Source organism: Pseudomonas sp. BS3782 TE3695, from assembly GCF_050435305.1.
Classification (GTDB): Bacteria; Pseudomonadota; Gammaproteobacteria; order Pseudomonadales; family Pseudomonadaceae; genus Aquipseudomonas.
Window position 1 is genome coordinate 2,153,190 of record NZ_JBNDKB010000001.1, and the last position, 18,470, is coordinate 2,171,659.

The following is an 18,470-nucleotide window of genomic DNA, read 5'->3' on the forward strand; positions in this document are numbered from 1 at the left end:
GGGACAATCCACCCCAAGGGATTTGCCGGTAGCCTGGCGCATAGGCTGTTGTTTGGAGTATTTGCCCTATTAGCACTATGTCGGTTGTTGAGGCCCTCAACTTGAGGGGGACGGGACAATTTTTCCTTGAGGTTGATGTTAGACGGCTGTGATGGGGTGGCAAGAGGGCGAATGCCACTCGTGGTTGTGATTGAGCAGGTCATCATGCTGGCGGAGCTGGCGGTGAACCGAGCGCTGGAAAACGTCGATCCGGCGTAGACCGCGTTATCGTTCTTCGCGAGCAAGCCCGCTCCCACAGTTGACTTGTGCCGTACACGGAATTTGTGAGCAACGATGAACCCCTGTGGGAGCGGGCTTGCTCGCGAAGGCGGCCTGGCAAGCGCCAGATTCTTATCAAGCATGCCAGGTTCCCGAGCCCATAAAAAAACCCGGCAAAAGCCGGGTTTCTTGACTGGCGCGAAGCTTAAGCGGTGAAGGTTTTGCCTTCGAACTGCTCAGCCACGAACTTCCAGTTGACCAGGTTCCAGAACGCTTCGACGTACTTCGGACGAAGGTTGCGGTAGTCGATGTAGTAAGCGTGTTCCCAGACGTCGCAAGTCAGCAGCGGGGTGTCGCCGCTAGTCAGCGGGTTGCCGGCGCCGATGGTGCTGGCCAGGGCCAGGGAACCGTCAGCCTTTTTCACCAGCCAGCCCCAACCGGAACCGAAGGTGCCGATGGAGGTTTTGCTGAACTCTTCCTTGAACTTGTCGAACGAACCGAACGCTGCGTTGATGGCATCAGCCAGCGCGCCGGTTGGTTGACCGCCGGCGTTTGGCGCCAGGCAGTTCCAGTAGAAAGTGTGGTTCCAGACCTGAGCGGCGTTGTTGAAGATACCGCCGGAGGAAGTCTTGACGATTTCTTCCAGGGTCTTGCCTTCGAACTCGGTGCCTGGCACCAGGTTGTTCAGGTTCACGACGTAGGTGTTGTGGTGCTTGTCGTGGTGGTACTGCAGAGTTTCCTCTGAAATGTGCGGCTGCAGGGCATCGTGTGCGTAAGGCAGCGGCGGCAATTCGAAAGCCATGATGATTCTCCTAATCAGGTCAGTTGCGGTGGGCGCAAGGCCGATCACGGGCGGCCAGACATGCGCCGGGGAGTTTGTACTCTTTGCGGCGCAGGGATCGGATCATAGCACCGGGGGTGCGGCATAACCACGCAACAACTGTGTGGAATAGAGGTTCCAGAGCCTTTTGGAATAAATCATCCGGCGCTGATTAGCTGGAACGCTACGGTGAACATCATGACGGCGACCAACAGGTCGAGAATTCGCCAGGTACTCGGCCGTGCCAGCCACGGCGCCAGCCATGCCGCGCCAAGGGCTAAAGTGAAAAACCACAGCAATGACGCACTGGCCGCGCCCACCACATAAGCACCGGGCTCGGTTTGTTGAGCGCCCAGGGAGCCGATCAGCAACACGGTGTCCAGATAAACGTGCGGGTTGAGCAACGTCACCGCCAACGCACTGAGCAGCACCGCCCGCAGCGAGCGCACGGTCTGGTTTTCACCCTGTTGCAGGCTTTGTTTCGAGCACGCCCGACGCAACGCCAGGCTGCCGTACCACAGCAGAAACGCCGCGCCACCCCAACGGGCGATGGCCAGCAGGGTCGGGTTTTGCGCCAGCACCGTCGCCAGGCCGAACACCCCGGCGGCCACCAGTAGCGCATCGCAGGTCACGCAGAGCGCCGCCACCGGCAGGTGATGTTCACGCCGCAGGCTCTGCGCCAACACGAACGCATTCTGGGTGCCGATCGCCATGATCAACCCCGCGGCCACCAACAGGCCGTTCACATAGCTTTGCCACATAGGTTTACTCCGCGGTGGACGCCAGATCCCGCAGTACCTGCAGGGCGCGTTCGGCATCGGCCTGGCCGACGAACAAATGATCGTGGTAATACCCGGCGATCACGTTGCAACTGATGCCGGCCTGTCCGAGTGCTGTGGCGAACGCGGCGGTCAGGCCGACGGCTTCGAGGGCCGAGTGCACGTTCAAGGTGATCCAGGCGGCGACGTAGTCGAAGCTGAAACCCGCCTTCTCGGCGTAGGACCGTTGCAGAATCACCGTCAGGCCTTCCTGCTCACGAAAGCTGCCGACAATCTCAAGGCTTGTGGGCAACTTGCCGTCGCGCAACGTGCAGAACACGTATTCGCCGTCGTTGAGTTGCGGGTTCATGCTGCGCAGCAGGGTTGCCAATGACGTTTCGCCAGCCATGTGGGTGATCCTTGTTCAAGAGTTCTTGCTGGTCATTCTCCGGTTGAACGCGGTATAAGAAAAACCAATAATCCTGATCGCTCATTAGGAAAACTGATGTTCGACTACAAATTGCTGTCCGCGCTCGCCGCCGTCATCGAGCAGGCCGGGTTCGAACGCGCCGCGCAGGTGTTGGGTTTGTCCCAATCGGCCATCTCCCAACGGATCAAACTGCTGGAGGCACGAGTCGGCCAACCGGTGCTGGTGCGGGTAACCCCCCCGGCGCCGACGGAGATTGGCCGGCGCTTGCTCAACCATGTGCAGCAGGTGCGATTGCTCGAGCGGGATCTACAAACGTTGGTCCCGGCGCTGGACGAAGAAGGCCTGCCGGAACGCCTGCGTATCGCCCTGAATGCCGACAGCCTTGCCACTTGGTGGGCAGAGGCGGTGGGCGACTTTTGTGCGGAACAACATTTGCTGCTCGATTTGGTGGTAGAAGACCAGACCGTCGGCCTCAAGCGCATGCGCGCAGGCGAAGTGGCAGGGTGTGTCTGCGCCAGTGAGCGGCCGGTGGCCGGCGCGCGCAGCGTGCTGTTGGGGGCGATGCGCTACCGTGCGATGGCGAGCCCGGCGTTCATTGCCCGGCATTTTCCCGAAGGTGTGCGCGCCGATCAGTTGGCCAAAACCCCGGCTCTGGTGTTTGGCCCGGATGATTTCCTACAGCATCGCTACCTCGCCTCCCTTGGTGTGGATGGCGGTTTCGAACACCATCTATGCCCGTCGTCCGAAGGCTTTCTTCGTCTCACGGAAGCGGGGCTTGGCTGGGGCCTGGTGCCTGAATTGCAGGTGCGCGAGCAACTTGAGCGCGGCCAATTGCAGGAGCTTTTGCCAGATAAGCCGATCGATGTGCCGCTGTACTGGCATCATTGGCGCAATGGCGGTCAGTTGCTGGGGTTACTCACCGATCAATTGGTGCGCTCGTCGAAGCAATGGCTGGTGCCCTTCGGGCAGTTTTAAGCGTCTAGCTGCAAGCTGCAAGTGAAGAGCCTGCGCATCATTTTTAACTTGCAGCTTGAAGCTTGACGCTTACAGCTGTATCCGAAGGAATACTTCATGAAGATTCTGGTCACCGGCGCAAGCGGCTTCATTGGCGGACGCTTTGCGCGTTTCGCCCTGGAGCAGGGCCTGGACGTGCGGGTCAACGGTCGCCGGGCCGAGAGCGTCGAGCATCTGGTGCGCCGTGGCGCCGAGTTCATTCAGGGCGATTTGAGCGATCCGCAACTGGCGCGCGACCTGTGTTCTGATGTCGAAGCCGTGGTCCATTGCGCTGGCGCGGTGGGTTTGTGGGGGCGCTACCAGGACTTTCATCAAGGCAACGTCGAAGTCACCGAGAATGTGGTCGAGGCCTGTCTGAAACAGCGGGTTCGGCGCCTGGTGCACCTGTCGTCGCCGTCGATCTATTTCGATGGTCGTGATCATCTGGGGTTGACTGAAGAGCAGGTGCCCAAGCGTTTCAAACACCCCTACGCCGCGACCAAATACCTGGCCGAGCAAAAAGTCTTCGGCGCGCAGGAATTCGGTCTCGAAACCCTGGCCTTGCGCCCGCGTTTCGTCACGGGCGCAGGCGATATGAGTATTTTCCCGAAATTGCTGAAAATGCAGCGCAAAGGGCGGTTGGCGATTATCGGCAACGGCCTGAACAAGGTCGATTTCACCAGCGTGCAGAATCTCAATGAGGTGTTGCTCAGCAGCTTGCTGGCCAGCGGCTCGGCCTTGGGCAAGGCCTACAACATCAGCAATGGAGCGCCGGTTCCGTTGTGGGATGTGGTCAATTACGTGATGCGTCAAATGGATGTCCCACAGGTGACCCGCTACCGTTCCTACGGTTTGGCCTACAGCCTTGCCGCGCTCAACGAGGGCGTGTGCAAGCTGTGGCCAGGTCGTCCTGAGCCGACCCTGTCTCGGCTGGGCATGCAGGTCATGAAGAAAAACTTCACCCTGGACATCAGCCGCGCCCGGCATTATCTGGACTACGATCCGAAAGCCAGCCTCTGGACCGCTCTCGATGAGTTCTGCGGTTGGTGGAAGGCTCAGGACATTCGCTGACACACAAGGCCAGCCCCTTACTGAACCGAGTGCGGGGTTCAGGGTCAACCGGTGCGGCAGCGGGGGTTATACTTCGCCGCATCAAGCCATCACCGCGTTCCACAAAGGTTGACCCTAATGCCCATGCGTAACGATGCCAACGACGACTTCGACGATGTCCCGAGCCTGCGCGCCAGCAGCCTCGATGACGATGATTTTCCGACCACCGCTCGCACTTCCGTGCATTCGCGCACCACACCGGTGGTCAAGGTCAAAGGCCCGAGCACCGGCCCACTTTGGGCATTGGTCGGCGCGTTGTTCTTTGCCTTCGCCGGCCTTGCCTGGTGGAGTTTTCAGCAGATTTCGCTGATGGAACAGCAACTGGTGGCGACCCAGGAAAGTTTCGCACGCATCAGTGAGGAAGCGGCGGGGCGCTTGCAGGACATTTCCGGCAAGGTTGTGGCCAGTCAGTCCAACGTCAACACCGGCAGCGAAGCGTTGAAACTGCAAATCAAACAGCTCGAAGGCAAACTCCAGGACCAGAGCAAGCAGCTGGAAAGCAAGCTTCAGGACCAGAGCAAACAGCAGCAAGGCGTCCTCGGCCAAACCTCCGAACTGGACAAGCGCCTGGCGCAAATGACCGCGCAAGCCACCGAACAACAATCCGCCAATGCTCAGTTGCAGGCTCAGGTCAAAGCCTTGAGCGGCGAACTGGCCGCGTTGAAGAATGCGTCGGCCGATACCAGCCAGATCGATGCCCAGCTCAAAAGCCTGGGTGCCGACATTACCGCGCTGAAGAGGCAAGGCAACCCAAGCGCCGCCATCGAGCGCCTGGAGCAAGACATGATCGTGCTCAAAAGCCAACAGGACAACCGCCCGGCAACCGCACAAGGAGGCCCCAACACCGCCGAATTCGACGCCTTCCGCGGTCAGGTCACCCGCAACATCAACACCCTGCAGGCGCAGATTCAGAATCTGCAGCAGCAGCTGCGCAACCGGCCTTAGGTCATACAAGCATGCCTACCTGAAAAACGTCGGGCATTTTCTGGTGGCTGTCGGGTATTACAGCCCTTGATGGTTTAAAAGAAAGATCAAAAGATCGCAGCCTTCGGCAGCTCCTACAGGGGATCGCATTTCAATGTAGGAGCACCGAAGGCTGCGATCTTTGCTTTTAGCGAACCTTGTCCTCCCGCCCCCGCAACACTCTGTTTGGCATGGCAATCGCCGCCGCCAGCCCCAGCAGTGACACCGCCGCGCTGACGATCAACAAATGCCGGAAGGTCAACAGCAATTCTGTGCGCAGGGCGTTTTGTGCATCCCCCGGCGCGGTGTTCAAACCGTCCAGCAAGACATTCCCCGAATGGCCTTCGGCAATCAGCGACGAGCCGGCCAGGTGCACGAAACTCGAATCCTGCAACAGCGCTAGCAGCAGCGCCGACATTAACGCCACACCCACTGCACCGCCGAGGGAACGGAACAGATTGGTGGTGCTGGTGGCGACGCCGATGTCCCGTTGTTCCGCCGAGTTTTGCGTGCCCACCAATGATGTGGGGAACTGCATGCCGCTGGCGATACCACTGAGCAACATGAACAGACTGCTCAGCACAAACGCCTGAGGCGCACTGAACGCCATGCCGAGAATCGAGAACGGCATCAGCAGGGCGCCAGTCAGGATCATCGGTTTATAACGACCGCTCACCGAGGTCTGGCGTCCGGCAAAATACGCGCCTATCGGCAAACCCATGGCCAGTGGCAACAGGTGCAGCGCAGCGCTGTCAGCCCCGGCCCCGGTGACGCTCTGGAAGCGCAGCGGCATCAGCACGATCAAGGAAATCGCCTGGAAACTGGTGAAGAAAATCGTGCACCAGCAAAGAATCGCACTGCGGTTGGCGAACAAGTGCATCGGCAGCAACGGTTCCCGCGCCCGCCGCTCATGCCAGACGAACAGCGCCAGCACCACCACCGCACAACCGAGCAAGGCCGATACTTCGGCGCTGCGCCACGAATGTCCCTGGCCGATCTGAGTAATGCCCAGCAACAACGCCGTCAGGCCGATGATCATCAGCAAGGTGCCGAAGTAATCGATGATCGGCTTGCGCTGCGGCACGGGCAAACCCACCAGCGTACGGTGGGCCACCAGCCAGGCACCCAGGCCCAACGGAAGGTTGACCAGAAATACCCAGCGCCAGGACAGGTATTCGGTCATGTAGCCACCGAGTACCGGGCCCGCCACGCTGGCCACCGCGTACATGCTGCTGAAGTAACCCTGATAGCGACCGCGTTCGCGGGGTGGAACGATGTCGCCGATGATCGCCTGGCTCACCGAAATCATTCCCCCGGCGCCAATGCCCTGAAGAATCCGCGCCAGCACCAGTTGCTCCATGCTTTGCGCCATGCCGCAGAACAACGACGCCAGGGTGAACACCCCCATGCCGAACAGCATCAACTTGCGGCGCCCATACAGGTCGCCGAGTTTGCCGTAGATCGGCACCGCCACGGTCATCGCCACCATGTACCCGGAAATCACCCAGGCCAGCAGGCCGACATCCTTGAACTGCGCGGAGATGGCCGGCATCGATACCGCGACGATGGTCTGGTCCAGCGCGCCCAGAAAAATCGCCAGCATCAAGGCGATCAGCACGCTGCGAATGGCCGGCTTGGGCGTTTCAGGCTGGTTGAGATTGGTCACGGGTAAAACCTGCGGGCAGTAAGGGGCCCGCAGCAGGCAAGGCGAGCGGGATGCTCGCCAGTGTAAGTCGGTAGCAGGCTATTCGATAGCCTCATAAGGAAGACCGACGTAATTTTCGGCAATGGTTTTTCGGCCCGCCTCGGAGTCCACGAAATAGGCCAGTTCCGATTCGCTGATGCGTTGGCTGAACGCGTCGTGCTCGTCGAAGCGATGCAGCATCGAGGTCATCCACCAGGAAAACCGCTCGGCTTTCCATACCCGCCGCAAGCAGACCTCGGAATACTTCTCCAGCAACTCTACACGGCCTTCGCGGTAAACCTTCAACAGGATATTGAACAATGTACTGACATCGCTGGCCGCCAGGTTCAAACCCTTGGCACCAGTGGGAGGAACGATGTGCGCGGCGTCGCCTACCAGGAACATCCGCCCGTACTGCATCGGTTCGACCACGAAACTGCGCAGCGGCGCGATGCTTTTTTCGATCGAGGGGCCGGTCACCAGCACGTCGGCGAGGGCGGTCGGCAGGCGGGATTTGAGCTCATCCCAGAAGCGTTGGTCAGACCAATCCTCAACTTGATCCTGTGCCGGTACCTGGAGGTAGTAACGGGTACGTGTCGGCGAACGCATGCTGCACAGCGCAAAACCCCGTTCATGCCGCGCGTAGACCAACTCTTCGTGGACCGGTGGCGTGTCGGCGAGAATCCCCAGCCAGCCGAACGGATAAACCCGCTCGAACACTTTCAGGCTGTCGGCAGGAATCGACTGCCGAGCCACCCCATGAAATCCGTCGCAACCGGCGATGTAGTCACAATCGAGTCGATAGGTTTCGCCATCCTTGTCGAAGGTGACAAAGGGTTCGGCGGTTTTCATGCCGTGGGGGACGACGTTGCGGGCTTCGTAGATCGTCTGTGCACCGGCGTCCCGACGAGCGGCCATCAGGTCGCGGGTGACCTCGGTCTGGCCATAGATCGTTACGGTTTTGCCGCCCGTCAGCGCCTGCAAATCGATGTGTACCCGGCGTCCGTCCAGAGCCAGTTCGAAGCCTGCATGCACTAACCCTTCGGCGTCCATGCGCTGACCCACTCCAGCCTGACGCAACAGCTCTACCATGCCTTGTTCGAGGACACCGGCGCGGATGCGTCCCAGCACATAATCCGGGGTCTGGCGTTCGAGAATCAGGGTGTCGATGCCGGCGTTATGCAGCAATTGGCCGAGTAGCAAACCAGAGGGGCCGGCGCCGATGATGGCGACTTGGGTTTTCAGTGTTTTCATTGTTTTTATGACTCGCAAGCTCCACACAGCCAAGGCCGGTGAATGATTTTTATGGATCGAGTACTTGCATTTTTCACTTGCGAGTCTGTCAATTGAAGGGGAAAACTGAGCCGAAACCTGTACATTCTGCCAATCGGTGCGATTATCGCCCCGTTACCCTCGAGGCCTGGATTGAAGTGATGAACAAGCCTGACCTGCCATCGATTCCGGTGTTCAAACTCTACGGTGAAAGCCTGGACTGGCCGACCCCCGACTTATTGCATTGTGAAACCATTTCCAAGCGCAGCCGCGAACATCAGTGGGAAATCAAACCCCACCGCCACGCGGATTTGTGTCAGTTGCTCTTCGTTTTCAAAGGTCAGGCAGAGCTTGAAATCGAAGGCAAGCGTTCACAACTGACCGAGCCGGCAATCCTGGTTCTGCCACCGTTATCGGTGCATGGTTATCGGTTTTCCGAGGACGTCGAAGGTTTCGTCGTCACGCTGGCCGCGCCGCTGATCGCCCACCTGCAAGCACAACTGGGCAATTCGGTGAACGCCCTGGCACAGGCCGAAAGCTACCCGGCGGGCAAGGACAGCGAGTACCTCAACAGCCTGTTTTCGGCGCTGCAAAGCGAGTACATCGGCCATCAACCGGCGCGGGAAATGCTCATGCATTCGCTGGTCAGCGTGATTATGGTGTGGATCAGCCGCCAGGTGATTCAGCGCCAAACCGCCACCCAGCGTCCGCAGCGAGCCCGGGAATACCTCAACGGCTTTATTCAGCTGGTGGAAGAAACCTATCGACAGCACGTCAAGGTCGAAGACCTGGCTCATCGGCTGGGGATTTCCGTGTCCCACCTCAACGGCACGTGCCGTGAACTGGCGGGGCAACCGGCGTTGCAGATCATGCACGAGCGTCAATTGCTGGAGGCCAAGCGCTTGCTGACCTACACCAGCATGACCATTTATGAAATGTCCGACGTGCTGGGGTTTTCCGATCCGACCAACTTCACACGCCTGTTCAGGCGTCGCGTGGGAATTTCGCCCAAAGCCTTTCGCGATCGTTTGAAGGCCGATCAGGACAACGACGCCTGAACCTTGTGGCGAGAGAGCTTGCTCCCGTTGGACTGCGCAGCAGTCCCATTCTTTTTGGGGATAAGGGGGGCCGCTTCGCAGCCCAGCGGGAGCAAGCTCCCTCGCCACAGGTGTGATCGTCACCGGAGGGCGTTGAGGGTCGCGTTGTGGGGAATGCAGCGCTCGAAGTTGCAGCTCGCAAAGTCACGGGGCTGTTGTCGCAACTGCTCGACACGCCAGGCGGCTGTGCCATACAGCGCCAGCGTCGCCACACAAGTGATAAAAATGGCGAGGTATCTTCTTGTTTTGATGTTCATGGCGTTGACCTCTGAACGAATACCTTTCGGTACTGCTTTGAGCATAGGTCAGCGCGGGTGAGTTGTGTAGGAGCTGCCGAAGGCTGCGATCTTTTGATCTTGATCTTCTCGCCGCCCCTCAAGATCAAAAGATCGCAGCCTTCGGCAGCTCCTACAGGGTCTACGTCGAGCTTTTGTAGGAGCTGGCGAACCTGCGATCTTTTGATCTTTAAAGAGCTGCATCCCACGCCGGTTCTTCCGGAAATCTGAGCACCAGAAAATCCAGCATGCTGCGCAACGCCGCCGGCATGTGCTTGCGTGAGGCATACACCGCATAGATGTTCAGCTGCCGAGGCTCGGCCTGGGGCAGCAGGCGGATCAGTTCGCCGCTGTGGATATGCACGCCGGCCAGATAACTGGGCAGCATCACCACGCCGGCGCCGGCCATCGTCGCGCGCAACAGTGTGCTGGCTTCGTTGGCGCTGATGTTGCCCTGCACCGGCACCGAGACGGGCTCGCCGTCCTGTTCGAAATGCCAGAGGCTCTTGCCGAAGTAAGAGTGGGTCAGGCAGTTGTGCAGGCTCAGGTCCTCGACCCGTTGCGGTGTCGGGTGCTCGCGCAGGTACGCGGGGGAGGCGCAGATCACTGAACGGCAGACCGTGAGCCGCCGGGCGATCAGGTTCGGGTCCAGGTCGTTGCTGGTGCGGATCGCCAGATCGATGCGTTCATCCACCAGATTCACCGTGCGGTCGAGCATTTGCATATCAATGCTGACGCCGGGGTAACGTTTGACGTACGCCGCCATGGCGTCCGCCAGTTGCGCCTGGCCGAACGAGGTGCTGACGCTGATCCGCAGCAGGCCTCGCGGTGCGTCGTCCGGCTCGCTGACGGCGGCTTGCATGTCGGTGGACAACTCGAGCATTTGCCGACAGCGGGGCAGGATCTCGCTGCCGGCGGCGGTCAGGCTCAATTTGCGCGTGGTGCGGTGCATCAGGCGCGCGCCGACCCAATCCTCCAACTCCGCCAGATAGCGTGAAACCACCGGCCGTGACAGGTCCAGATGATCGGCGGCGGCCGATTGGCTGCCCAGGTCCACCACCGTAACGAACACCCGCATTGCTTGTAGACGATCCATGATTTGCCCGCTTTCAGAAACAAACTATGTTCAAGCATCGCATTTTTTGTATCGAACCAGGCAACTAAGCTCTGTCCCCTGTAGGAGCTGACGAGTGAAACGAGGCTGCGATCTTTTGATCTTGCCTTTAAAAAGAAAAGTCACAAGATCGCAGCCTCGTTTCACTCGTCAGCTCCTACAGAGCCATCGGCCAACCCTAGCCATCGACAACGGAGCAACAGATGATCGGCTTCACCTCGCTTAAACGTATTTTGCTGGCCACCGCCACCCTCGGTTTCGCCGCCCATGCAGCGGCTGCCTCGAGCTTGACGCTGGACGTCTACAACCCTGGCACCAACGCGATCTTCCCGGTGACCTCGGTACTGGTCAGCGGCGAGAAGGAAGCGATTCTGCTGGACGCGCAATTCGGCAAAGCCCAGGCCGAACAAGTGGTGGAAAAAATCCGCGCCAGCGGCAAACAACTGACCACCATCTACATCAGCCACGGTGACCCGGATTACTACTTCGGCCTCGATACCGTGACCCAGGCGTTCCCGAAAGCCAAAGTGCTGGCATCGCAACCGACTGTTGATCACATCAAAAAAACCGTCGACGGCAAACTGGCGTTCTGGGGCCCGAAAATGGGCGCTGACGTGCCGAACAAAACCATCGTGCCGCAGGTGCTCAAGGGCGACAGCCTGATGCTGGAAGGGCAGAAATTGCAGGTGATCGGCCTGGACGGCAAGCAGCCGGATCGCAGCTTTGTGTGGATCCCGTCAATCAAGGCAGTGGTGGGTGGCGTGGTCGTCGCCGAAAACATTCACGTGTGGATGGCCGATACCCAGACCCCGCAGTCCCATGCCGATTGGCTGACGACGCTGCAGACGATTGAAGCGCTGAAGCCGAACACCATCGTGCCAGGTCACTACCTCGGCGAGAGCGCTCGCTCTCTGGCGGCGGTGCCGTTCACCGCCGATTACATCAAGGCTTTCGACGAAGAAACCGCCAAGGCGAAAGATGCTGCCGAACTGATCGCCGCGATGAAAAAACGCTACCCGACCCTGGGTGAAGAAAGCTCGCTAGAGCTGAGCGCCAAAGTCGCCAAGGGCGAGATGAAGTGGTAATCCGCCGCAGCTGAAACTGAATAAGCCTTTGTGGCGAGGGAGCTTGCTCCCGCTCGGCTGCGAAGCAGTCGTAAAACCTGAGCATGCGGTGAGCCTGAAGAAATGCAGGGGAGCGCTTCGCACTCCAGCGGGAGCAAGCTCCCTCGCCACAATGAGCATCGCCAAATCACTACAACTACATCACCGCAACTGGAGAAACGTCATGAGCAACCTCGCAATCATCGGTGCCACCGGTCGTGCCGGTAGCCAACTGTTGGAAGAAGCCTTGCGTCGCGGTCACCGCGTCACCGCCATCGCCCGCAACACTTCGAAAATCGCTCCGCGAGCCGGTGTTGTGAGCAAAAGTGTAGACGTGCTCGATGCCGCTGCCTTGCAAGCCGCCGTGGCCGGGCATGATGCGGTGATCAGCGCTGCGCATTTCTCCACCATTCCCGCCAGCGCGATCATCGAGCCAGTGAAGAAGGCCGGGGTCAAACGGCTGCTGGTGGTCGGCGGTGCCGGCTCGCTGTTGCTGCCGGACGGCTCGCGGGTGATCGACAGCGAAGGCTTCCCCGAGGAATACAAGGCCGAGGCCAGCGCCGGTGCCGCGTTCCTGAATACCCTGCGTCAGGAACAGGACCTGGACTGGACCTTCCTGTCTCCGTCGGCAGAGTTTGTCGAAGGTGAGCGCACGGGTACGTTTCGGGGCGGCAAGGATGACTTGCTGGTGAATGCCCAGGGCCGTAGCTGGATTACCTTTGCTGACTTCGCGATTGCGCTTCTTGATGAACTGGAAACACCGAAACATTCCCGGCAGCGGTTTACTGTCGGGTACTAATTCCGGAACACCCTAATGTAGGAGCTGCCGAAGGCTGCGATCTTTTGATCTTTGATTTTCGGCGACTTTGAAGGCGCTAAGATCAAAAGATCGCAGGCTTCGCCAGCTCCTACAGATCAAAAGATCGCAGGCTTCGCCAGCTCCTACACGGTTGTTCGGTTCAACGCGATTGAGCCTGCTCCACCAACCACCCCATCAATTCACGCAACTTCGGCGAAGGCGCCGGTTTCTCGGGGAACACCAGGTAATACGCCAACCCGGTTTTCACCTTCAAATCAAAAGGCATGACCAGCCGTCCGGCACTCAGGTCATCGCCGATCAACGACCAATCGCCAATCGCCACGCCTGTTCCCTGGGACGCCATTGACATCGCCAGGTCGAGGGTTTCGAAATGCTGCCCCTTGCCGACATTGCTCAGGCGAATATCCGCTGCTTTCAGCCAGGCGTTCCAGTCCCGTTCATCGCGGGTAGGGTGTAGCAGCAAGTGCTGTTGCAGATCGATCGGTGTCTGCAAAGCCATCGGCCCTTCAAGCAGCGGTCGGGAACACACCGGCGTCAGTTGCTCATCGAACAGATGCTGGGAGGCCAGGGAGTTGTCCGGCGGCGTGCCATACATCACCGCCGCATCGAACTGCTCGCGATGGAAATCCACGCCGTGCTTCACCGTGGTGGTCAATTCCACCGGTACATCCGGCCGCTCCTTTTGCCACTGCAAGAGGCGCGGTAACAGCCAGCGCATCACGCAGGTCGGGGCTTTCAGTTGCAGAGTTTCACGCTTCTCGCCGATCTGCTCCACGGCCTCGTCGATCAGGCCGAAAATCTGCTGCACCCGTGGCAGCCACTCCCGTCCTTCGGCGGTCAGGCTCAAGCCTCGCGCCTGACGAATGAACAGCTCATAACCCAGATGATCTTCCAGCCCGGCGATCTGCCGGCTCACCGCGCCTTGGGTGATGTGCAGTTGTTCGGCGGCCCGGGTGAAGTTGCAGCACTGCGCGGTGATCAGAAAAGTGTGCAGCGCCGGCAGGGGAGGCAATCGTTTCATTGGGATCCAAGGTATGACGTGAGGACATGGCTAGTATGACTTTTTATCCATTGTTGCGGCTACGTGTCGCCCGTTCCAATGAGGCCATCCCTGGACCTGCCAACCCATCATAAACACTGCGCAGGCCCGGCGTCTCAAACGAACAAAAAGGGCAAAGACATGGCGACGTGCGGCGAAGTATTGGTCAAGTTACTCGAAGACTACGGGGTCGAGCAGGTGTTCGGCATTCCCGGGGTGCACACCGTGGAGCTGTATCGCGGGCTGGCCCGTTCGAGCATCAACCACGTCACTCCGCGTCACGAACAGGGCGCCGGTTTCATGGCCGACGGTTATGCGCGCACCAGCGGCAAACCGGGCGTGTGCTTCATCATCACCGGCCCTGGCATGACCAACATCACCACCGCCATGGGGCAGGCTTACGCTGATTCGATCCCGATGCTGGTGATTTCCAGCGTGCAATCGCGCAGCCAATTGGGCGGCGGTCGCGGCAAGCTGCATGAGCTGCCAAACCAGAGCGCACTGGTCGGCGGCGTGGCAGCCTTCTCTCACACCTTAATGTCGGCGGCTGAATTGCCGGGCGTGTTGGCCCGCGCCTTCGCGCTGTTCCAGGCTGGCCGTCCGCGTCCGGTGCACATCGAAATTCCGTTGGACGTATTGGTCGAAGAGGCTGATGACTTGCTCGCCAGCGTGCCGGTGAACATCGATCGCGCCGGTGCTTCGCCCAGTGCGATCAGTCGCATGACTGACCTGCTGGCCGATGCCAGGCGCCCATTGATTCTCGCCGGTGGTGGCGCCATTGATGCGGCAGACGAATTGACCGAACTGGCCGAACTGCTGGACGCACCGGTGGCCCTGACCATCAACGCCAAAGGCATGCTCGAGTCCCGACATCCGCTGCTGATCGGTTCGACCCAAAGCCTGGTAGCCACTCGCGCGCTGGTCGCCGAGGCCGACGTGGTATTGGCCATCGGCACCGAACTGGCCGAAACCGATTACGACATCACCTTCGCCGGCGGCTTCGAAATTCCCGGCGTGCTGCTGCGCGTGGACATCGACCCCGACCAGACCGTGCGCAATTACCCGCCGACAGTCGCGTTGGTGGCCGACTCGCGCAACGCCGCTCAGGCCTTGCTGAGTGCGCTGTCCCACAAGTCGCTGGCCGAGCGTCGCAACGATTGGGGCCAGGTGCGTGCCGCGCGTTTGCGCGATGAATTGGCCGCATCCTGGGATGCCCCGACACTGGCCCAGACTCGCTTCCTGGAAACCGTTTTGCATGAATTACCGAGCGCAGTATTCGTCGGCGATTCGACCCAACCGGTGTACACCGGCAACCTCACATTCAACCCGGAGCGCCCGCGACGCTGGTTCAACTCGTCCACCGGTTACGGCACCCTCGGTTACGCCTTGCCAGCGGCGATTGGCGCCTGGCTTGGTGGCCGCGTCGAAGGCGGCGCACGCCCTCCGGTGGTGTGCCTGATCGGCGACGGTGGCCTGCAATTCACTTTGCCGGAACTGGCCAGCGCGGTTGAAGCCCGCACCCCGGTGATCGTCCTGCTGTGGAATAACCAGGGTTACGAAGAGATCAAGAAATACATGGTCAACCGCGCCATCGAGCCGGTGGGCGTGGACATCTACACCCCCGATTTCATCGGTGTGGCCAAGGCCCTGGGCTGTGCGGCCGAGGCGGTCAGTAGTGTGGACGGATTGCGCGATGCGTTGCGCCTCGCCACCGATCGTCAAGGCCCGACCCTGATTGAAATTGACCAGGCTCGCTGGACGAAGGCGGTGTCGCAATGAGTTTTCCTACCACTCTCGATGGCTTATTTATCAATGGCCAATGGTCCGCCGGTAGCGAACATCTACGCGTGATCAACCCGGCGACCGAAGCCCTGTTGACCACCGTTAATGGTGGCGATGCACAGGCTGTCGATCAGGCTGTTACGGCCGCGACCAACGCTTTCAAACAATGGTCGAAAACTACCGGCGCCGAGCGCGGGGCGATCCTGCGCAGAATCGCCGCGGGCGTGCAGGCCAGTCGCGAGCAGTTGATGAAATTGCAGTCGAGCAACAACGGCAAACCGCTGTTCGAAGCGGCCATCGACGTCGACGACGTGATCGCCACCTTCGAGTATTACGCCGAGCTGGCCGAAGGCCTGGACGCCAAGCAAGACAGCGCTGTGGCGTTGCCGAGCGATGATTTCAGCGCCCGTTTGCGCCGTGAACCGTGCGGTGTGGTGGGGCTGATCGTGCCGTGGAATTTTCCGATGGTCACCACCGCCTGGAAACTCGCCCCGGCCCTGGCCGCCGGTTGCTGTGTGGTGCTTAAACCGTCGGAAGTGACGCCGCTGCCGGAGCTGGAGCTGGCGACGATCATTGCCGAGGCCGGTCTGCCAAACGGTGTGTTCAATCTGGTCTGCGGCACCGGCCTGGCGGTTGGCGCGCCGTTGTCGGCGGATCCGCGCATCGCCAGGATTTCCTTCACCGGCAGTAACGCGGTGGGCGTGCAGGTGATGCAGCGAGCGGCGGAAACGGTGAAAGGCGTGAGCCTGGAACTGGGCGGCAAATCCTCGCTGCTGGTACTCGCCGATGCCGATATCGACTTGGCCGTGGAAGTGGCCTGTGGCGGTGGCTTCTTCAACGCCGGGCAAATGTGTTCCGCCACCAGCCGCGTGCTCGTGGCCGATGAGCTGGCGGAAGAATTTGTCGCGCGATTGAAAGGGCGCGCCGAAGCCATTCGCGTGGCCGACCCGTTCGACCCGACCGTGGAAATGGGCGCACTGGTCAATCAGGCGCAATACCAACGTGTGCTGGGCCACATCGATCACGGTTTGAGCGCTGGCGCGAAGCTGATCTGCGGCGGTAATCGCCCGGCGGACCTGCCACGCGGCTATTTTTTGCAGCCGACTCTTTTCATCGACGTGCCCCTCGACAGTGCGCTGTGGTGCGAAGAGATTTTCGGCCCGGTGATTTGCGTGCGCAGTTTCACCTCTGAAGCCGAGGCGATTGCCCTGGCCAACGACAGCCAGTTTGGCCTGGTGGCCAGCGTGGTTACGCGCGACGCCGACGCGGCCGATCGGGTCGCCAACGCTTTGCAGGCGGGGCTTGTGTGGATCAACGCGCCGCAGGTGATCTTCCCGCAGACCGCCTGGGGTGGCTACAAACAGAGCAGCATCGGCCGCGAATTGGGGCCGTGGGGTTTGCAGGCTTTCCAGGAAATAAAACACGTGATTCGGGCCGTCTGACAGCACGAAAAAGGTGAACGCATGCCTCGCGATGAGGCATGCGCCAGCGTCATGGCTTCAATGAGTTTTTATCGATAGTCAGGTGTTTTGCACGACCTCAGGATGAACCCGCAGGTCAAGCTCAAGTCCTTTGAAACCGGGGACTGCAAGCTGATCTGGCCGCGCGGATGCAACGGTTGCGACCAACCTCATACTTAAAAAAACAAAGGGAGTCCTTCATGGGCGAGCACGATCTGAACAGACGTCAATTCATCAAAACCGTGGGCGTGGCGTCCGTGGCTGCGGCGGCCATGAGCATGCCATTCATCAAGGCCAATGCCAGCGACACACGCTTCCAGGGCAAAACCCTGCGCTTACTGACGTGGTCCGACGACACCGGCCTTGCAGCATTGCGCAATATCGCCGCGACGTTCGAAGCCAAGTACGGCTGCAAAGTTATCGCCGACCGCACCGGAAGCACCTCGGAAATGGTCGCCAAACTCAAGGCCGGCGGTGATCGCCCGCAGTACGACATCATCACCCTGGCTGGCGTCGGCGCCGAAGGTCTGGCCGCCGCCAACCTGCTGGAAAAACCTGATCTCAACCGCATTCCCAACCTGATCGACGTGCCGGAAAAATACCGCACCGGCGCCAACGGTCACGGCATCGGTTACCTGCTGTGGTGTAACAGCCTGGTCTACAGCACCCGCACCATCAAGGAAGCGCCGGACAGCTACGCCGCCCTGTGGGACGCCGAGCTGTCGCCGAACATTTTCCTGCCGCCGCCGAACTGGACCGAGGCCATGGACCTGATCATCATCGCCGCCAAACTGGCCGGTGGTGACGAACACAACATCGAGCCAGGCTTCAAGAAACTCGCCGAGCTGAAAGACCGCGTCGTGACCCTGGGCGAAAACCCGAACCAGATCGCCGAGCTGTTTCGCACCGGTTCCCTGGACATGGGCGGCTTGTACGCGCCGGCGTTTTTCCCGAAACAGATTCGCGATCCGGCCTACGGTCTGGGCGCCACGTTCGGTATGAAGGAAGGCTTTTACACCGACCTGATGCTGTCGGTGATGCCGAAGAATCGTCCGGGCGATATCGACCTGGCCTACGCCTTCATCAACCACTCTCTGGACCCGCTGGTGCAGGGCAAGATGGCCGAAGACATCTACAACGGCCCGGTCAACGCCAAGGCAATCATCTCCGCCGAAGCGCGCAAGAGCCCGTACATCCTCACGCCGGAGCAGATTGCCGAGAAGGCGATCATGCACGACAACGCCTTCCTGGCCACCGTGCATGACCAATGGATTCGTCGTTACACGGAAATCTTTTCTTCCTGATCGAGTGGCGTACGCAAGCCTTCTGGGACACCACAAATCCAATGTGGGAGCGGGCTTGCTCGCGAATGCGGTGTGACATTCAACATTGATGTCGACTGACACGGCCTCTTCGCGAGCAAGCCCGCTCCCACAGGGTTCACGGTGGTTTTGAAGGTTGTGTTCGCTCAGCTGCTTTCCATTGACGAGAC

At 60.0% G+C, this 18,470-nt stretch carries 17 protein-coding genes; 9 read left to right on the top strand and 8 right to left on the bottom strand.

The genetic code is table 11. From position 1 onward, the window contains the following. Positions 1 to 463: 463 nt before the first annotated feature. The 3 genes from ABH909_RS09765 to ABH909_RS09775 form a co-directional block, all read right to left on the bottom strand. Positions 464 to 1,060, bottom strand: coding sequence for a superoxide dismutase (locus ABH909_RS09765; protein WP_007898423.1), 597 nt, complete (start codon positions 1,058 to 1,060; stop codon positions 464 to 466). Positions 1,061 to 1,236: 176 nt separating this feature from the next. Beyond that, positions 1,237 to 1,839: a LysE/ArgO family amino acid transporter gene (locus tag ABH909_RS09770; protein ID WP_008069553.1), complete on the bottom strand. Its 603-nt coding sequence runs from the start codon at positions 1,837 to 1,839 to the stop codon at positions 1,237 to 1,239. 4 nt (positions 1,840 to 1,843) lie between these two features. Continuing rightward, positions 1,844 to 2,245 carry an ACT domain-containing protein gene (locus ABH909_RS09775; protein WP_429432680.1) on the bottom strand — a complete coding sequence of 134 codons (402 nt, stop codon included), beginning with the start codon at positions 2,243 to 2,245 and terminating at the stop codon, positions 1,844 to 1,846. A gap of 96 nt (positions 2,246 to 2,341) precedes the next feature. Here ABH909_RS09775 and ABH909_RS09780 point away from each other — a divergent pair, with 96 nt between their 5' ends. The 3 genes from ABH909_RS09780 (at position 2,342) to ABH909_RS09790 (ending at position 5,314) form a co-directional block, all read left to right on the top strand. Beyond that, positions 2,342 to 3,241, top strand: coding sequence for a LysR family transcriptional regulator ArgP (locus tag ABH909_RS09780; RefSeq protein ID WP_429432682.1), 900 nt, complete (start codon positions 2,342 to 2,344; stop codon positions 3,239 to 3,241). A gap of 96 nt (positions 3,242 to 3,337) precedes the next feature. Then, complete coding sequence (locus ABH909_RS09785; RefSeq protein ID WP_429432684.1) at positions 3,338 to 4,330, top strand: NAD-dependent epimerase/dehydratase family protein; 993 nt, start codon at positions 3,338 to 3,340, stop codon at positions 4,328 to 4,330. Between the two features lie 117 nt (positions 4,331 to 4,447). Beyond that, complete coding sequence (locus ABH909_RS09790) at positions 4,448 to 5,314, top strand: ATPase (protein WP_429432686.1); 867 nt, start codon at positions 4,448 to 4,450, stop codon at positions 5,312 to 5,314. Positions 5,315 to 5,480: 166 nt separating this feature from the next. On the opposite strand, the gene ABH909_RS09795 is transcribed toward ABH909_RS09790, so the two are convergent. Beyond that, positions 5,481 to 6,998, bottom strand: a complete 1,518-nt coding sequence (locus tag ABH909_RS09795; RefSeq protein WP_429432688.1) for an MDR family MFS transporter — start codon at positions 6,996 to 6,998, stop codon at positions 5,481 to 5,483. Positions 6,999 to 7,076: 78 nt separating this feature from the next. After that, on the bottom strand, positions 7,077 to 8,261 hold the full coding sequence (gene pobA, locus ABH909_RS09800) for a 4-hydroxybenzoate 3-monooxygenase (protein WP_429439813.1): 1,185 nt from the start codon (positions 8,259 to 8,261) through the stop codon (positions 7,077 to 7,079). Positions 8,262 to 8,449: 188 nt separating this feature from the next. Here pobA and ABH909_RS09805 point away from each other — a divergent pair, with 188 nt between their 5' ends. Continuing rightward, on the top strand, positions 8,450 to 9,346 hold the full coding sequence (locus ABH909_RS09805; RefSeq protein WP_429432690.1) for a helix-turn-helix domain-containing protein: 897 nt from the start codon (positions 8,450 to 8,452) through the stop codon (positions 9,344 to 9,346). 119 nt (positions 9,347 to 9,465) lie between these two features. On the opposite strand, the gene ABH909_RS09810 is transcribed toward ABH909_RS09805, so the two are convergent. Together ABH909_RS09810 and ABH909_RS09815 are read right to left on the bottom strand one after the other, a co-directional pair. After that, the gene (locus ABH909_RS09810; protein ID WP_429440143.1) at positions 9,466 to 9,687 is read right to left on the bottom strand and encodes a hypothetical protein; all 222 of its coding nucleotides are present in this window, start codon (positions 9,685 to 9,687) and stop codon (positions 9,466 to 9,468) included. Between the two features lie 163 nt (positions 9,688 to 9,850). Then, positions 9,851 to 10,756: a LysR family transcriptional regulator gene (locus tag ABH909_RS09815; protein ID WP_429432692.1), complete on the bottom strand. Its 906-nt coding sequence runs from the start codon at positions 10,754 to 10,756 to the stop codon at positions 9,851 to 9,853. A 221-nt stretch (positions 10,757 to 10,977) separates the two neighbouring features. Between ABH909_RS09815 and ABH909_RS09820 the strand changes: the two genes are divergently transcribed. Further along, positions 10,978 to 11,859 carry an MBL fold metallo-hydrolase gene (locus tag ABH909_RS09820; protein ID WP_429432694.1) on the top strand — a complete coding sequence of 294 codons (882 nt, stop codon included), beginning with the start codon at positions 10,978 to 10,980 and terminating at the stop codon, positions 11,857 to 11,859. A gap of 202 nt (positions 11,860 to 12,061) precedes the next feature. Next, positions 12,062 to 12,676, top strand: a complete 615-nt coding sequence (locus ABH909_RS09825; RefSeq protein ID WP_429432696.1) for an NAD(P)-dependent oxidoreductase — start codon at positions 12,062 to 12,064, stop codon at positions 12,674 to 12,676. 160 nt (positions 12,677 to 12,836) lie between these two features. On the opposite strand, the gene ABH909_RS09830 is transcribed toward ABH909_RS09825, so the two are convergent. Then, entirely contained in the window at positions 12,837 to 13,718 is an 882-nt protein-coding gene (locus ABH909_RS09830; protein WP_429432698.1) for a LysR substrate-binding domain-containing protein, read from the bottom strand. A gap of 159 nt (positions 13,719 to 13,877) precedes the next feature. On the opposite strand from ABH909_RS09830, the gene ABH909_RS09835 reads away from it, so the two are divergent. From ABH909_RS09835 to ABH909_RS09845, 3 genes are all read left to right on the top strand, one after another. Further along, positions 13,878 to 15,515, top strand: a complete 1,638-nt coding sequence (locus tag ABH909_RS09835) for a 5-guanidino-2-oxopentanoate decarboxylase (protein ID WP_429432700.1) — start codon at positions 13,878 to 13,880, stop codon at positions 15,513 to 15,515. Continuing rightward, on the top strand, positions 15,512 to 16,960 hold the full coding sequence (locus ABH909_RS09840) for an aldehyde dehydrogenase family protein (protein ID WP_429432702.1): 1,449 nt from the start codon (positions 15,512 to 15,514) through the stop codon (positions 16,958 to 16,960). The genes ABH909_RS09835 and ABH909_RS09840 overlap by 4 nt, the downstream gene beginning before the upstream one ends. A gap of 218 nt (positions 16,961 to 17,178) precedes the next feature. Further along, a complete protein-coding gene (locus ABH909_RS09845; protein ID WP_008069577.1) occupies positions 17,179 to 18,282 on the top strand; it encodes an ABC transporter substrate-binding protein in 1,104 nt (367 codons plus the stop codon). Positions 18,283 to 18,470 lie beyond the last annotated feature (188 nt).

Excerpts from the sequence above, each read along its gene's own strand:
- ABH909_RS09825 (WP_429432696.1), top strand. The coding sequence starts at position 12,062 with ATGAGCAACCTCGCAATCATCGGTGCCACCGGTCGTGCCGGTAGCCAA.
- ABH909_RS09805 (WP_429432690.1), top strand. The coding sequence starts at position 8,450 with ATGAACAAGCCTGACCTGCCATCGATTCCGGTGTTCAAACTCTACGGT.
- ABH909_RS09765 (WP_007898423.1), bottom strand. The coding sequence starts at position 1,060 with ATGGCTTTCGAATTGCCGCCGCTGCCTTACGCACACGATGCCCTGCAG.
- ABH909_RS09810 (WP_429440143.1), bottom strand. The coding sequence starts at position 9,687 with ATGCTCAAAGCAGTACCGAAAGGTATTCGTTCAGAGGTCAACGCCATG.
- ABH909_RS09785 (WP_429432684.1), top strand. The coding sequence starts at position 3,338 with ATGAAGATTCTGGTCACCGGCGCAAGCGGCTTCATTGGCGGACGCTTT.
- ABH909_RS09780 (WP_429432682.1), top strand. The coding sequence starts at position 2,342 with ATGTTCGACTACAAATTGCTGTCCGCGCTCGCCGCCGTCATCGAGCAG.
- ABH909_RS09840 (WP_429432702.1), top strand. The coding sequence starts at position 15,512 with ATGAGTTTTCCTACCACTCTCGATGGCTTATTTATCAATGGCCAATGG.
- ABH909_RS09830 (WP_429432698.1), bottom strand. The coding sequence starts at position 13,718 with ATGAAACGATTGCCTCCCCTGCCGGCGCTGCACACTTTTCTGATCACC.
- ABH909_RS09770 (WP_008069553.1), bottom strand. The coding sequence starts at position 1,839 with ATGTGGCAAAGCTATGTGAACGGCCTGTTGGTGGCCGCGGGGTTGATC.
- ABH909_RS09815 (WP_429432692.1), bottom strand. The coding sequence starts at position 10,756 with ATGGATCGTCTACAAGCAATGCGGGTGTTCGTTACGGTGGTGGACCTG.
- ABH909_RS09835 (WP_429432700.1), top strand. The coding sequence starts at position 13,878 with ATGGCGACGTGCGGCGAAGTATTGGTCAAGTTACTCGAAGACTACGGG.
- ABH909_RS09845 (WP_008069577.1), top strand. The coding sequence starts at position 17,179 with ATGGGCGAGCACGATCTGAACAGACGTCAATTCATCAAAACCGTGGGC.
- ABH909_RS09820 (WP_429432694.1), top strand. The coding sequence starts at position 10,978 with ATGATCGGCTTCACCTCGCTTAAACGTATTTTGCTGGCCACCGCCACC.
- ABH909_RS09775 (WP_429432680.1), bottom strand. The coding sequence starts at position 2,245 with ATGGCTGGCGAAACGTCATTGGCAACCCTGCTGCGCAGCATGAACCCG.
- ABH909_RS09790 (WP_429432686.1), top strand. The coding sequence starts at position 4,448 with ATGCCCATGCGTAACGATGCCAACGACGACTTCGACGATGTCCCGAGC.